The 12,575-nt window shown below is 73.3% G+C and carries 13 protein-coding genes; 7 read left to right on the top strand and 6 right to left on the bottom strand.

The window, feature by feature from the left end; translation table 11 throughout:
- The first annotated feature begins 2 nt into the window (after positions 1-2).
- The 4 genes from glpD (at position 3) to ACK8OX_RS04650 (ending at position 4,354) form a co-directional block, all read left to right on the top strand.
- Positions 3-1,484, top strand: a complete 1,482-nt coding sequence (gene glpD, locus ACK8OX_RS04665) for a glycerol-3-phosphate dehydrogenase (RefSeq protein WP_430662752.1) — start codon at positions 3-5, stop codon at positions 1,482-1,484.
- A 110-nt stretch (positions 1,485-1,594) separates the two neighbouring features.
- Positions 1,595-2,584 carry a DctP family TRAP transporter solute-binding subunit gene (locus ACK8OX_RS04660; RefSeq protein WP_430662751.1) on the top strand — a complete coding sequence of 330 codons (990 nt, stop codon included), beginning with the start codon at positions 1,595-1,597 and terminating at the stop codon, positions 2,582-2,584.
- Position 2,585: 1 nt separating this feature from the next.
- Entirely contained in the window at positions 2,586-3,077 is a 492-nt protein-coding gene (locus ACK8OX_RS04655) for a TRAP transporter small permease (RefSeq protein ID WP_430662750.1), read from the top strand.
- Complete coding sequence (locus tag ACK8OX_RS04650; protein WP_430662749.1) at positions 3,077-4,354, top strand: TRAP transporter large permease; 1,278 nt, start codon at positions 3,077-3,079, stop codon at positions 4,352-4,354. Before ACK8OX_RS04655 ends, ACK8OX_RS04650 begins: the two co-directional genes overlap by 1 nt.
- 47 nt (positions 4,355-4,401) lie before the next feature.
- Here the strand turns inward: ACK8OX_RS04650 and ACK8OX_RS04645 are convergent, their stop codons facing one another.
- The 4 genes from ACK8OX_RS04645 to ACK8OX_RS04630 form a co-directional block, all read right to left on the bottom strand.
- Complete coding sequence (locus ACK8OX_RS04645; protein WP_430662748.1) at positions 4,402-5,448, bottom strand: tagatose 1,6-diphosphate aldolase; 1,047 nt, start codon at positions 5,446-5,448, stop codon at positions 4,402-4,404.
- Between the two features lie 55 nt (positions 5,449-5,503).
- Positions 5,504-6,484 (bottom strand): hypothetical protein, encoded by a 981-nt coding sequence (locus ACK8OX_RS04640; RefSeq protein ID WP_430662747.1) that lies wholly within the window; start codon positions 6,482-6,484, stop codon positions 5,504-5,506.
- Complete coding sequence (locus ACK8OX_RS04635; RefSeq protein WP_430662746.1) at positions 6,484-7,470, bottom strand: Bug family tripartite tricarboxylate transporter substrate binding protein; 987 nt, start codon at positions 7,468-7,470, stop codon at positions 6,484-6,486. Before ACK8OX_RS04635 ends, ACK8OX_RS04640 begins: the two co-directional genes overlap by 1 nt.
- Before the next feature lie 71 nt (positions 7,471-7,541).
- Positions 7,542-8,450, bottom strand: a complete 909-nt coding sequence (locus tag ACK8OX_RS04630; protein ID WP_430662745.1) for a LysR family transcriptional regulator — start codon at positions 8,448-8,450, stop codon at positions 7,542-7,544.
- A gap of 121 nt (positions 8,451-8,571) precedes the next feature.
- Here ACK8OX_RS04630 and ACK8OX_RS04625 point away from each other — a divergent pair, with 121 nt between their 5' ends.
- The 3 genes from ACK8OX_RS04625 to ACK8OX_RS04615 all read left to right on the top strand — a co-directional run bounded on the left by ACK8OX_RS04625 (position 8,572) and on the right by ACK8OX_RS04615 (position 11,505).
- A complete protein-coding gene (locus tag ACK8OX_RS04625; RefSeq protein ID WP_430662744.1) occupies positions 8,572-8,901 on the top strand; it encodes a DHCW motif cupin fold protein in 330 nt (109 codons plus the stop codon).
- A gap of 69 nt (positions 8,902-8,970) precedes the next feature.
- Positions 8,971-10,125, top strand: coding sequence for a CaiB/BaiF CoA transferase family protein (locus tag ACK8OX_RS04620; protein WP_430662743.1), 1,155 nt, complete (start codon positions 8,971-8,973; stop codon positions 10,123-10,125).
- Between the two features lie 57 nt (positions 10,126-10,182).
- Positions 10,183-11,505 (top strand): aminotransferase class III-fold pyridoxal phosphate-dependent enzyme, encoded by a 1,323-nt coding sequence (locus tag ACK8OX_RS04615; RefSeq protein ID WP_430662742.1) that lies wholly within the window; start codon positions 10,183-10,185, stop codon positions 11,503-11,505.
- A 10-nt stretch (positions 11,506-11,515) separates the two neighbouring features.
- On the opposite strand, the gene ACK8OX_RS04610 is transcribed toward ACK8OX_RS04615, so the two are convergent.
- Together ACK8OX_RS04610 and ACK8OX_RS04605 are read right to left on the bottom strand one after the other, a co-directional pair.
- Positions 11,516-11,896: a c-type cytochrome gene (locus tag ACK8OX_RS04610; RefSeq protein ID WP_430662741.1), complete on the bottom strand. Its 381-nt coding sequence runs from the start codon at positions 11,894-11,896 to the stop codon at positions 11,516-11,518.
- 79 nt (positions 11,897-11,975) lie between these two features.
- A complete protein-coding gene (locus ACK8OX_RS04605; protein WP_430662815.1) occupies positions 11,976-12,575 on the bottom strand; it encodes a nitroreductase family protein in 600 nt (199 codons plus the stop codon).

Here is a 12,575-nt window from a genome sequence, read left to right as displayed (position 1 = left end):
ACATGCAGGAATTCGACATCCTCGTCGTCGGCGGCGGCATCAACGGGGCGGGCATCGCGCGCGACGCCGCGGGACGCGGCATGCGCGTGTGCCTGGCGGAACGCGGCGACCTCGCCGGCGCCACCTCCTCCTCCTCCTCCAAGCTCATCCATGGCGGGCTGCGCTACCTGGAGCAGTACGAGTTCCGCCTTGTGAGGGAGGCTCTGGCCGAGCGGGAGGTGATGCTGCGCATCGCCGCCCACATCGTCTGGCCGATGCGCTTCGTCCTGCCGCACCGGCCGGAGATGCGGCCGCGCTGGATGATCCGCGCCGGCCTGTTCCTCTACGACAACCTTGCCCGCCGCGTCAGCCTGCCGCCGACCGAGGCGCTGGACTTCCGCCGCCACGCCTATGGCGCGCCGCTGAAGGAAGGCATCACCGCGGGCTTCGCCTATTCGGATTGCTGGGTGGAGGATGCGCGCCTCGTCATCGGCAATGCACGGGACGCGGCGGCGCGCGGCGCCGAGATCCGCGTGCGGACCAGCTTCGCGGGCGCGGTCCGCGACGCGGGAGGCTGGACCTGCACGCTGCGCGACGCGGACGGCAACGACAGCACCATCCGCGCCCGCGCCCTGGTCAACGCCGCCGGCCCCTGGGTGACGGCGGCGCAGGGCGCGGCGCATGCGAAGGCCACCGGGTCGGTCCGGCTGGTGCGCGGCAGCCACATCGTCCTGCCGGCGCTCTACCAGGGCGACCAGGCCTACATCCTGCAGAACGACGACCGGCGCGTGGTGTTCGTCATCCCCTACCAGGGGCGCTTCTCCCTCGTCGGCACCACCGACGTCCCGCATGAGGGCGACGCCGCGACCGCGCATTGCACGGAGGCCGAGGCGGCGTATCTCTGCGCCGCCGTCTCCGCGCAGTTCCGGCGCCCCGTCACGCCCGCCGACATCGTCTGGTCCTATGCGGGCGTGCGGCCGCTCTACGATGACGGCGCGGACAACCCCTCGGCCATCACGCGCGACTACGTGCTGAAGCTGGACGCGGAAGGCGGCGCGCCGGTGCTGACGATCTACGGCGGCAAGATCACCACCTATCGACGCCTGGCGGAGGAGGCGGTGGGCAAGGTCGGCGCCGCGCTCGGCCGCGCCGGCACGCCCTGGACCGCGGCCGCGGCGCTGCCGGGCGGCGACCTCGGCGGCCGCAGCCTCGCCGCCTTCGAGGAGGAGATGGGCCGCGCCCATCCCTGGCTGCCCCCGGCCTGGCTGCCCCGCCTGGTGCGCACGCATGGCGCTGAACTGCCGGCGCTGCTGGACGGCGCGACGCGCCCCGAGGATCTCGGCCACCATTTCGGCGCGGGCCTGACGGAGCGCGAGGTGCAGCGCCTGGTGGATGCGGAATGGGCGCGCACGGCCGACGACATCCTCTGGCGCCGCACCAAGCTCGGCCTGCATATCGACGCCGCCGGCCAGGCGGCCCTGCGGGAGCGCATGGGCGCGGCCTGACCGCGGGCGGGCATCACGGGGCCCCTTCACGCGGCGCGGTGCGGCGTGCCACGCTGCCGCGCACGGACCCGCGCCCGAAGCGCGGGCCGAATCGTGGGAGGGTTCCGTCCATGTCCGTCCGCCCGACGCGCCGAGGCCTGCTGGCAGGCGGCGCCGCGCTCCTCGCCGCGCCGAACCTCGCCAGCGCCCAGGGGGCCGCGCGCACGCTGCGCTTCGGCCATGTCCACCCGCCGGAAGGCGAGGTGACGCGCGGCATCGCCCGCGCCGCGGAGGTGCTGCGCGAACGCACGGGCGGCCGGCTGCGGATGGACAACTTCCCTTCCTCCCAGCTCGGCGCGGAGCGCGAGATGCTGACCCAGGTGCAGCAGGGCACGCTCGACCTCTGCATCACCGGCCCGGGCGTGCTGGGCAGCTGGGTCCGCGCCATCTCCATCCTGGAAGCGCCCTTCCTGGCGAGCGACTTCGCCCAGGTGCTGCGGATGATGAACCACCCCGCCATCCAGGGCGCCTTCCGCCAGCTGGCCGACCAGCGCGGGATGCGCCCGCTGGAGCCCTGGTACTACGGCACCCGCCACATGACGACGCGCGACCGCCCGATCCGCGTGCCGGAGGACATGCGCGGCCTGAAGATGCGCGTGCCGCAGGCGCCGCTGTTCGTGGACATGATGCGCATCCTCGGCGCCGCGCCCACGCCGATGTCGCTGGGCGAGGTGTATCTCTCGCTCCAGACCGGCGTGATCGACGGGCAGGAAAACCCGCTTCCGACGATCGAGGCGAACAAGTTCACCGAGGTGCAGCGCTTCATCAACCTGACCGGCCACATCCTGGTCCCGCTGCTGCCGGTGCTGTCCACCGCCACCTTCAACGCGCTGGCCGAGGCCGACCGCGAACATGTCCGCGTCGCCCTGCGCGAGGGCGCGGCGGTGTCCGACCGGCTGGTGAGCGAGGGCGAGCAGAACCTGCGGACCACCATGGCCGCGCGCGGCACGCAGTTCGTGGAGAGCGACCGCGCGGCCTTCCGCCGCGCCCTCGCGCCGCTCTACGAGCGCTACGAGGAGGCCTGGGGCCGCGGCGTCTTCGCGCAGCTGCAGGCGATGTAGCGTGCGGCTCCCGCGGATCGAGGAGGGGCTGAGCATCCTCCTCGGCGTGCTGCTGTTCGCCACGGTGCTGTGGCAGGTCTTCACGCGTTACGTGCTGAACGACCCGTCGGGGATGAGCGAGGAGCTGGCGCGCTACCTCTATGTCGGCGTGGTGTTCTTCGGCGCCTCGGCCGCGGTGGCGGACCGCAGCCATGTCGGCATCCCCTTCCTGGTGGAGAAGCTGCCGCCGCTGCCGCGGCTGGCGGCGGCGCTGCTGGTGCAGGCGCTGGTGCTGGCCTTCTGCCTCGGCATGGTGTGGTGGGGCTGGCGCGCGGCGGGGATGGTGTGGGACCTGCCGAGCGAGGCGATGGAGATCCCGACCGGCCTCGTGCTCGGCATCGTGCCGGTGTCCTGCGCCTTCATGGCGCTGCGCGTCGTCGCCGCGATGGCGGAGGACATCGCCGCCTTCCGCCGGGGCGGGGCGGTGGAGATGGCGCAAGGGCGGGACTTCTGATGATCGGCTTCTTCGGCGCCTGGCTCGGCCTCGTCATCCTCGCAATGCCGGTCGCCTTCGCGCTCGGCGTCGTCGCGCTCGGCTTCCTGGTGATCGAGGGGGCGCCGGTGATCGGCGCGCCGCAGCGGCTGATGGCGGGGGTCGACAGCTTCACCCTGCTGGCCGTGCCCTTCTTCATCCTGGCCGGCAACCTGATGAACACGTCTGGCGTGACAGACCGCATCTACAACTTCGCCAACGCCTTCGTCGGCCATTTCCGCGGCGGGCTCGGCCATGTGAACGTCGTGGGCTCGGTCATCTTCTCCGGCATGTCGGGCAGCGCGGTGGCGGATGCGGGCGGGCTCGGCGCGCTCGAGATCAAGGCGATGACGAAGGAAGGCTACCCGCGCGACTTCGCCGGCGCCCTGACCGCGGCAAGCTGCGTGGTGGGCCCGATCATCCCGCCTTCCATCCCGCTGGTGCTCTATGCCGTCATCGCCAATGTCTCGGTCGGGCGGCTGTTCCTCGGCGGCATCCTGCCGGGCATCGTCATCGGGCTCTGCCTGATGGCGTGGGTGTGGTGGGTGGCGGGCCGGGCGGGATTCCCGCGCGGGCGGCGGCATTCCTGGGCGGAACGCGGACGCGCCGCGGCGCACGCCTTCCTGCCGCTGCTGACGCCCGCCATCATCCTGGGCGGCATGTTCGCCGGCATCTTCACCGCGACCGAGGCCGCGGCGGTGGCCGCGCTCTATGCGCTGATTCTCGGCACCGTGGTCTACCGCGAGCTCGGCTGGCGGGACCTGCTGAAGGTGTTCCGGGACAGCATGAACACGACCGCGGTGGTCGGCTTCATCGTCGCCGCGGCGACGCTGTTCAACTGGGTGCTGGCGCGGGAGAGGGTGCCGCAGCAGGTGGCGGAACTGCTTCTCGGCGTCACCGACGACCCGCTGCTGATGCTGCTGCTGATCAACCTGCTGCTTCTGTTCCTCGGCATGTTCATGGAGGCGCTGGCGATCATGGTGCTGACCGTGCCGGTGCTGATGCCGGTGATCGCCGCGCTGGGGATCGACCCGGTGCATTTCGGGCTGGTGCTGACGCTGAACCTGATGATCGGGCTGCTGACGCCGCCGATGGGCATCGGCCTGTTCGTGGTGGCGAAGGTCGGCGGCATCCCGCTCCAGCAGCTGATCCGCGCGGTGCTTCCCTTCTTCGTGCCGCTGGTCGGCGCGCTGGTGCTGATCACCGTATTCCCGCAGATCACGCTGTTCCTGCCCGACCTCGTCTTCGGGAAACGCTGACGCGGACCTCCCCCTCCCCGTTGCGGCGGGAAGGGGAGGGCGGCGTTCTAGGCCGACGGGTAGCGTTCGACGAAGCCTTCCCCGCCCGGCTCCATCTCGAGCCCGGCGGCGAAGGCCGGGCGCTTCCACCACGGCATGGCGTGTTCGCGCACCGCGGCGTTGATGCGGTGCATGTAGCCGACGCCGCCTTCCGCCAGCGCCGCCTCGAAGCGCGCCTGGTCGGGCCAGGCCTTGAACGCCTCCCACCAGATCGCGCGCCCGGCCAGGTAGCCGCTGGCGCCGGCGCGGAAGGCATAGGTCAGCACGCGGCGGAAGGGCTCCATCCCCGCGCCGGCCGACAGCATCACCCAGGGCCGGTCGAGCAGCGAGTCGATGCGGCCGAACCAGGCCTGGGTGTCGGCCACCGCGCTGCTCTCCTCCTCGGGCGCTGGCACGGTCGCGGCGGCGATCGGGGTTTCCAACTTGAAGATGTCGATGCCGTATTCCGGCTTCGCGAATTCGCGCACCGTCTCGATCACCAGTTCCGGCCGCTTCGCCGGGTCCTCCACATAGGCGCCCGCCCCGGCCGGGTCCTGGTCCAGCGGATAGACCAGCGGCTCCAGCAGGAAGGCGATCTCCTGCTCGCGGCAGGCGCGCCCGACCATGCGCACGAAGTCCTGCTGCGCGGCATTCACCTCGGCCGGCGCGTCGGGCCGGTAGAACAGCATCAGCTTCACGCCGTCGGCGCCGAGCCGCTTGATGTGCGCGGGCGTCCAGCCGGGATAGGTGGCGGTGATGCGCCCGCCGCCCGCCCGCGTCTCGAACTCGAAGCGTTCCAGCGTGACCAGCAGCCCCTTCGCCGGGTCCAGCAGCCGGTGGGCATGGGGCAGGGCATAGCCGGGGTCGAGCAGCATGGCGCTCGCATGCGGCTGCAGGTGCTTCAGCAGGGTGGCTTTCACCTGGCCGATCCGCTCCCACGTCACCGCCTCCTCTCCCATCACCTCGCGGATGCGGTTGCGGATCGGCGGGCGCTGGTCCACCGCCACCATGCGGAAGAAACCCTCCGCGTCGGAAAGGCGCGTCAGCGCCCGCAGCTTGCCCGGCGCGAGTGCCATGGCGGTTCTCCCTCGATTCGTCTCGTGATGCAGGAACTGCCCCGGATGCCGGGGCCTAGGCCTGCCAGGTGAGTTCCGCCAGCGCGATTCCGGCCTCGCCCTGCACGGCGTAGAGCAGCCAGGTCCGGCCATCCTCCTCGAACACCGCGGGGTCGCGGAGCTGCCGGACAGGCAGGTTGATGGAGCTGCGCCAGGACGGGGCATTCGGCAGCGCGCCGCCTTCCCATTCCTCCTCCGGCCGCAGCAGCACCGCCTCGCCCTCCGCGCGCCAGTCGCGCCAGTCGCCGTCCAGCCGCACGGTGCTGTGCAGGATGCTCTCCGGCGCGTCGGTCACCCGCGTCCAGAAGACATGCAGCACGCCGTCGCGCACCAGCAGGGCGGTGTGGCGCTGCAGCCCGTCGGGGAACAGCACGGGCCCGCGCTCGAACCCCGTCAGCCCGTCGGCGGAGCGGAACAGGATGCCCGGCATGGCGAGCGCGTAGCTGGCGCCGCCATGGCGGAAGACGCGGAAGTAGGAGGGACCGAGCAGTTCGGGCATCGCGCGGAAGCGCAGCCCGTCCGCGGACAGCGCGACGCGCGTGCGCTGCGTGTTCCAGGCGCAGAGGCCGTGGAAATACATCACGATGCGCCTCCCGGCATCGTCCACATGGACGTCCGGCGAGGCGATGTGCGGCGCCGAGGCGTCCTCCTCCGGGTCGGGCAGCCCGGGCGTGCCGGGGGGCGCGCGGCCGGGCAGCACATCGCCTTGCGCCGCCTCCGCCGGGCGGGGCGGCGGCGCCGTGAGGAACAGGCTGTCGCGCAGGTCGAGGCTGCCTGGCGGGTGCACGCGCCACGGCCCTTCCACCGCATCGGCATGGGCAAGCCGGATGTAGCTGCCCTTGTGGTCCGCGAAATACAGGTAGTAGCGTCCCAGCGGGTCCGGCACCCAGTCCGGCACGCGGATCAGCGAGGGGCCCTGGATGTTGTGGCCCATCCGCGCATCCATGCCCGGCGTGACGATCGGCCCGACCCGCCGCACCTTCCAGCCCGCACCCATCAGTCCTGCTCCAGCCCGATCGCCGCGACGAGGCGGCCGAGTTCCGCATGCTGCCGCCGCAGCGTGGCGCGCAGCTCCTCCGGCCCCGCCCGCAGCGGCTCCGCCCCGCCCGGCATCCGCGCCGCGAAGGCGGGGTCGCCCACCACCTCCGCCATGTCCTGCGCGCAGCGTGCGACGATCTCCGCCGGCAGCCCGCGCGGCCCGTAGAGGCCCTGCCAGGCATTCAGCAGTTCGAGCCCCGGCGCGGCTTCGGCCAGGGTCGGCACGTCGGGGATTGATGGGTTGCGGACCGGTCCGTTCCAGGCAAGCGCCCGCAGCGCGCCGCCCTGCACATGCGGCAGCGTCACGCTGGCCGCATCCATCGTCAGCTGCACGCGCCCGGCCAGCAGGTCCGCCACCCCCGCGCCGCTGGTGCGGTAGGGGACGTGCTGCGCCGGGAAGTCCAGCACGCGGCGCATCTGCTCCACCGCCAGGTGGGGCACCGTGCCGTTGCCGGCGGAGTAGTAGGCCAGCGGATCGCCCGCCGGGCGCGCCCGCGCATGGGCCACCAGCTCCGTCACGCTGCGCACCGGCAGCGCAGGATGGACCACGATGGCCGAACGCGAGACGCTCGCCCCCGCGATCGGCACGATGTCCTCCAGCGGTTCATAGGTCCGCGCGCGCATCATGTGCGGGATGATCGCGAGGGCCGCGACCGCGATGAAGCCCAGCACGGTGCCATCCGCCGGCGCGCGCGCGATCTGCGCGACGCCGAGTGCCCCGCCCGCGCCGGGCTGGTTGTCCACCACGACCCGCTGCCCCCAGCGGCGCGACAGCTCCTCCGCCACCAGGCGCGCCACCTGGTCGGCCACGTTGCCGGGCCCGTAGGGCGTGACCAGCCGCACCGGCCGCGCCGGCTGCCAGCCCTGCGCCCGGGCCCCGCCCGCCGCCAGTGCCGCCGCGCCGAGGCCGAGAACGCCACGCCGCGGCCAGCCCGAGGATGTCATCGCGCGTCCTCCCATGCCCCGCCGCGAAGCTTCCACCCGCCCCGCGCCGCCCGCAAGGCCGGCCGGGGCCTTCACGGTGGCAGGTCCGGGCGCTTCTCGATCGCGGCGGCGAGGGCGGCGGCCATCGCCGACGCCGCGCCCGGCAGGCGCCGCCCCCGCCGGGCCACCAGCACCAGCCTGCCGCTGTTGAGGTTCCGGTCGGCCAGCGGCACGAAGATGACCCGGCCCGTCGCCCGGTGCAGGGCGAGCACGCGCGGCGACATGATGCTGACCGCCCGCCCCCCCGCCACGATCGCGGCGATCAGGTGGGTCGAGTTGGTCTCCAGCACGGAATGCAGCTCCACGCGCGCGGCGCCGCAGGCCGCATCCACCAGCTGCCGCACGCGGCCCAGGCGTGTCGGCATGATGACCGGATAAGGCGCCACGTCCTTCAGCGACAGGTCGGCACGCCCCGCAAGCGGATGGGTCGGCGCCACCACCGCCATGATGGGCTCCACGGCCGAGGCGAGAACCTCGGCATCCGGGTCCGCGGCCGGGTTGAAGGCGACGCCGAGATGGCAGCGCCTCTCCCGCACGTCCAGCATCACCGATTCGCTGCCCTCGACCCCGATGTCGAGCGTCACGGCGGGATGCGCGGCCTGGAACTCCGCCACCACGCCCGGCAGTTCCGCCGCGCCGAAGCTCGCCACGCAGCGCAGCACCACATGGCCGCGGCGGATGCCGCGCAACGCGTCGAGCCCGGCGCGCAGCCGCTCGTCCTGCAGCAGCGCCTCCCGCCCGTGCTCCAGCAGGATCTCCCCGGCCGGGGTGAGCGCGACGCCGCGCGCCCCGCGCTCCAGCAGGGGAAGGCCCAGCTCCTCCTCCAGCAGCTGGATGCGGCGGCTGACGGCGGACTGGGCGAGGCGAAGCCGGTTCGCCGCTTCCCGCATCGAGCCGGACTGCGCGACCGCGAGGAAGCAGCGGAGGCCCGGTGGCAGCATGTCCGATCCTTCCGTTGCGGCGCCGGTGATGCCGGATCGGCATCGCCGCAAGCCAGATTTTCGACTTGTTGGATCGGCGTCAAGCGTGTCCAAGTGGCAACAATCAGGGTTGGGGAAGGCCATGATCATCGAGGGCGTGCCATTCCAGGTGGCCGACTGGAGCGGCTGGCCGGAGACGCGCCACGCCGGCGAGACGGGCTTCGCGCTGTGGCGCACGCTGGAAGCGGGGAACATCCGCGTACGCATGGTGACCTATTCGCCCGGCTACCAGGCCGACCACTGGTGTTCCCGCGGCCATGTCCTGCTGGTGCTGGAAGGCGAACTCGTCACCGAGCTGTCCGACGGCCGCGTCTTCCAAATGACGGCCGGCTGCTCCTACCAGGTCGCCGAGGGCGCCGAGCCGCATCGCAGCCGGACCACCAGCGGCGCGCGGCTGTTCATCGTCGACTGACCGGCCGATGCCCGACGCCCGCTGCCCAGCCCCGATCGTCCGGCAAGCCGCCGGCGCGCGCGCCTGACCATGGCGGGCGCGCTGGCGGGCATCCGCGTGGTCGATCTCTCGACCCATCTGTCGGGCCCCTACTGCACGATGCTGCTGGGCGACATGGGCGCCGATGTCGTGAAGGTCGAATGGCCGGGCGGGGACGAGGCGCGCGCCCTTCCGCCCTTCGTCGATGGCCGCAGCCTTCCCTTCGACCTGTGGAACCGCAACAAGCGGAGCATCGTGCTCGACGCGCAGGACGAGGCGGACCGCACGACCTTCCGGGCGCTGCTGGCGGGCGCCGATGTGGTGGTGGAGAACGGCCGCCCCGGCATGCTCGCCCGCATGGGCTTACCGTGGGAAGCGATGCACGCGGCGCATCCGCGGCTGATCCTCGCCTCCATCTCCGGCTACGGGCGGGCCGGCCCGCTGGCGGGGCAGGGCGCCTGCGACGTGGTGGCGCAGGGGCTGTCGGGCCTGATGGCGGCGGATGCCGATGGGCAGGGCGCGCCCCGGCCCTTGCCGGTGCCGGTCTGCGACCTGGTGGCGGGCATGCAATGCTGCATCGGCATCCTCGGCGCGCTCGCGGCCCGAGGGGCCGGCGCCGGGGGGCAGCGGGTCGAGGCGTCGCTCCTCTCGGCCGGGCTGTCGCTCGGCATCCGGGAAGCGGCGCATCTGCTCGCGCCCGGCGGCGCGGCGGAGGAGCCTGTCCGGGCAGGCCGCGGCGATGCGCCCGCCTTCTGCGTCCGCGCCGCCGACGGGTGGATGACGGTCTGCGCCGCGCGGCCGCAGGCCTGGGGCGCGCTCTGCGGCATCCTCGATTCGCTGGAGTTGCTGGAGGATGCCCGCTTCGCGACGGATGCCGACCGGACGGCGAACGGGGTGGCGCTGCTGGAATTGCTGGCACCGCGCTTCGCCCCGCGCCCGCGCGCGGAATGGCTGGCGCTGTTCGAGGCCGCGGGAATCCCCGCCGGCCCGGTGCTGTCGCAACGCGACGCCCTGGCGCAGGCGCAGGGCGCCGGGACCGGCATCGTGGCGGACCTGCCGGGCACCCCGGGCCCCCGACCGATGCTTGCGACCCCCTTCGGGCTTTCCGCCACCCCGCCGTCGATCCGCCGCCCCGCCCCGGCGCTGGGCGAGCATGGGGCGGAGATCCGGGCGGAGCTGATGGACGGCCGCGCGGGCCGGGCCTAGCCTTCACCGCCGCGCCGGAAGGCCGGCCGCCGGTGGCGCAGCGGAGGGACAGGGGCCATGCAGGGGCGCAACGCCGGGATCGACGACGCCCTGGCCGAGGCACGCGACAGCTATGCGCGCCGCCGCCCGCTGAGCCTGGCCCGCCACCTGGAAGCGACCGAGGTGATGCCCGGCGGCAATACGCGCAGCGTGCTGTTCCACGGTCCCTTTCCCTTCACCGCGACCCGAGGCGAGGGCTGCCGCGTCTGGGACGCCGACGGCCATGCCTATGTCAGCATGGTCGGCGAATACACCGCCGGCCTGTTCGGCCATTCGCATCCCGCGATCCGCGCCGCCGTGCTGCGCGCTCTCGACACCGGGGTGAACCTGACGGCGCACAACGTCTTCGAAGCGTGCTTCGCCCGCCTGGTGCGCGACCGCTTCCCCTCGCTCGAGCTGCTGCGCTTCACCAATTCGGGGACGGAGGCGAACCTGCTCGCTCTCGCGGCCGCCACCATCGCGACGGGGCGCAGGACCATCCTCGGCTTCCAGGGCGGCTACCATGGCGGGCTGATGACCTTCGCGGGCGGCGGCAACCCGGTGAACGTGCCGCACCGCGTCGTCCTCGCCCCCTACAACGACGCCGGGGCGGCGGCACGGCTGGCGCGGGACCACGCGGGCGACCTCGCCGCCATCATCCTGGAGCCGATGCTGGGCGGCGGCGGCTGCATCCCGGCCGGGGACGCCTTCCTGCGCTCCCTCCGCGCCCTGGCCGACGAGACCGGGGCGGTGCTTGTCTTCGACGAGGTGATGACCAGCCGCCTCGCGCCCGGCGGGCTGCAGCAGGCCACCGGCGTGACGCCGGACCTGACGACGCTGGGCAAGTATGTCGGCGGCGGGATGTCCTTCGGCGCCTTCGGCGGCCGCGCCGACATCATGTCGATCTTCGACCCGCGACGCAGCGATGCGGTGCCGCATGCGGGCACCTTCAACAACAACACCCTCACCATGTCCGCCGGCATCGCGGCGCTGGGCGAGGTCTACACGCCGGAGGTCGCGGTGGCGCACAATGCCCGCGGCGATGCCTTGCGCGGGGCGCTGGCCGGCGCCGCGGCCGCGCGCGGCCTGCCCGTGCAGGTCACCGGGCGCGGCAGCATGATGGCCTTCCACTTCGCCGTGGCGCCGCCGCGGGACGCGGCGGAAGCGGCCGCGGGCAGCCAGAAGCTGAAGGAATTGCTGTTCCTCGACCTGCTGGAGCGCGGCTGGTACGTCGCGCGGCGCGGCATGGTCGCGCTGTCGCTGGCGGTGGGGGAGGAGGAATGCGCAGGCTTCCGCGCCGCGGTCGAGGAGTTCCTCGACCTCCGCGCGCCGCTGATCCGCGCGGAGGTCGGGGCCGGCTGACGCGGGCGCGCTACTTCTGCGCCTGGAGATAGGCGATGAGGTCGGCGAGCTGCTGCGGGTTGCGGATGCCCGCGAAGCTCATCGACCCGCCCGGCACCACCGACTTCGGATCGGCGAGGTAGGCGCGCAGGTTCTCCTCCGTCCAGGTCAGGCCGGCGGCCGCGCGTTCGCGCATCGGGTTGGAATAGCGGAAGCCCTGCACCGCGCCGGCCGCGCGATCCGCAACGCCGTGCAGGTTGGGGCCGACGCCGCTGCGCCCGCCCGCGTCGATGGTGTGGCAGGCGCGGCACTGGTTGAAGACGCGCTGCCCCGCGGCGGCATCCTGCGCCTGGGCGGCGAAGGGGGACAGGGCAAGGCCCAGCATGGCGGGCAGCAGGACGCGACGCAGCATGGTCGATGGGTCTCCCGGACAGGTCGTCGATACCCAACCGGCTTAGGGCCCTGCCGGCGGGACGGCAAGGCCCGCGCGCTCAGCCCGCCGCCGCGCCCCAGGCCGCGCCGTGCAGGAACTCCGCCTGGGCGCGGCGCGTGCGCGGCTGCACCTCGCGCGCCGCGAGCGCCTCGGGCAGGAGGGAGGCCGGGCCCGGATGGCCCACCGCGATGCAGCTGGCCGGCTCGTGGTCGGCGGGCACGCCGAGTTCGGCGCGCGCCCGTTCCACGTCGAAGCCGCGCATCTGGTGCGCCGCAAGCCCCATCGCCGTCGCCTGCAGGCACAGCTGCGTCGCCGCCGCCCCGAGGTCGTACATCGCCACCGCGTTCGGGTTGCCGTTGGCAAGGAAGCGCGTGCGGAAGACGCACACCACCAGCATCGCCGCGCGCTGCGCCCAGCCCTGGTTGTTCGGCGTCAGCAGCCCGAGCAGCCGCGCGAACCCGTCCGGGTCCGCGTCGCGCCGCGCCGCCAGGAAATGCCAGGGCTGGTCGTTGTTGCAGGACGCCGCCCAGCGCGCCGCCTCGAACAGGCTCGCGGCCTCGGCCGCGGTGATCGGCGCGCCGGTGAAGCTGCGCGGGCTCCAGCGGGCGCGCAGCAGGTCGTGGATCGGATGGTCCGCCGGGGCGGCGCGGTCGGTCAT

The sequence above is a fragment of the Falsiroseomonas sp. CW058 genome, from assembly GCF_050563535.1.
Lineage (GTDB): Bacteria > Pseudomonadota > Alphaproteobacteria > Acetobacterales > Acetobacteraceae > Falsiroseomonas.
This window is presented reverse-complemented; position numbering and strand designations above follow the sequence as displayed.

Excerpts from the sequence above, each read along its gene's own strand:
- glpD (WP_430662752.1), top strand. The coding sequence starts at position 3 with ATGCAGGAATTCGACATCCTCGTCGTCGGCGGCGGCATCAACGGGGCG.
- ACK8OX_RS04660 (WP_430662751.1), top strand. The coding sequence starts at position 1,595 with ATGTCCGTCCGCCCGACGCGCCGAGGCCTGCTGGCAGGCGGCGCCGCG.
- ACK8OX_RS04650 (WP_430662749.1), top strand. The coding sequence starts at position 3,077 with ATGATCGGCTTCTTCGGCGCCTGGCTCGGCCTCGTCATCCTCGCAATG.
- ACK8OX_RS04645 (WP_430662748.1), bottom strand. The coding sequence starts at position 5,448 with ATGGCACTCGCGCCGGGCAAGCTGCGGGCGCTGACGCGCCTTTCCGAC.
- ACK8OX_RS04640 (WP_430662747.1), bottom strand. The coding sequence starts at position 6,484 with ATGGGTGCGGGCTGGAAGGTGCGGCGGGTCGGGCCGATCGTCACGCCG.
- ACK8OX_RS04635 (WP_430662746.1), bottom strand. The coding sequence starts at position 7,470 with ATGACATCCTCGGGCTGGCCGCGGCGTGGCGTTCTCGGCCTCGGCGCG.
- ACK8OX_RS04630 (WP_430662745.1), bottom strand. The coding sequence starts at position 8,450 with ATGCTGCCACCGGGCCTCCGCTGCTTCCTCGCGGTCGCGCAGTCCGGC.
- ACK8OX_RS04625 (WP_430662744.1), top strand. The coding sequence starts at position 8,572 with ATGATCATCGAGGGCGTGCCATTCCAGGTGGCCGACTGGAGCGGCTGG.
- ACK8OX_RS04620 (WP_430662743.1), top strand. The coding sequence starts at position 8,971 with ATGGCGGGCGCGCTGGCGGGCATCCGCGTGGTCGATCTCTCGACCCAT.
- ACK8OX_RS04615 (WP_430662742.1), top strand. The coding sequence starts at position 10,183 with ATGCAGGGGCGCAACGCCGGGATCGACGACGCCCTGGCCGAGGCACGC.
- ACK8OX_RS04610 (WP_430662741.1), bottom strand. The coding sequence starts at position 11,896 with ATGCTGCGTCGCGTCCTGCTGCCCGCCATGCTGGGCCTTGCCCTGTCC.
- ACK8OX_RS04605 (WP_430662815.1), bottom strand. The coding sequence starts at position 12,575 with ATGACCGACCGCGCCGCCCCGGCGGACCATCCGATCCACGACCTGCTG.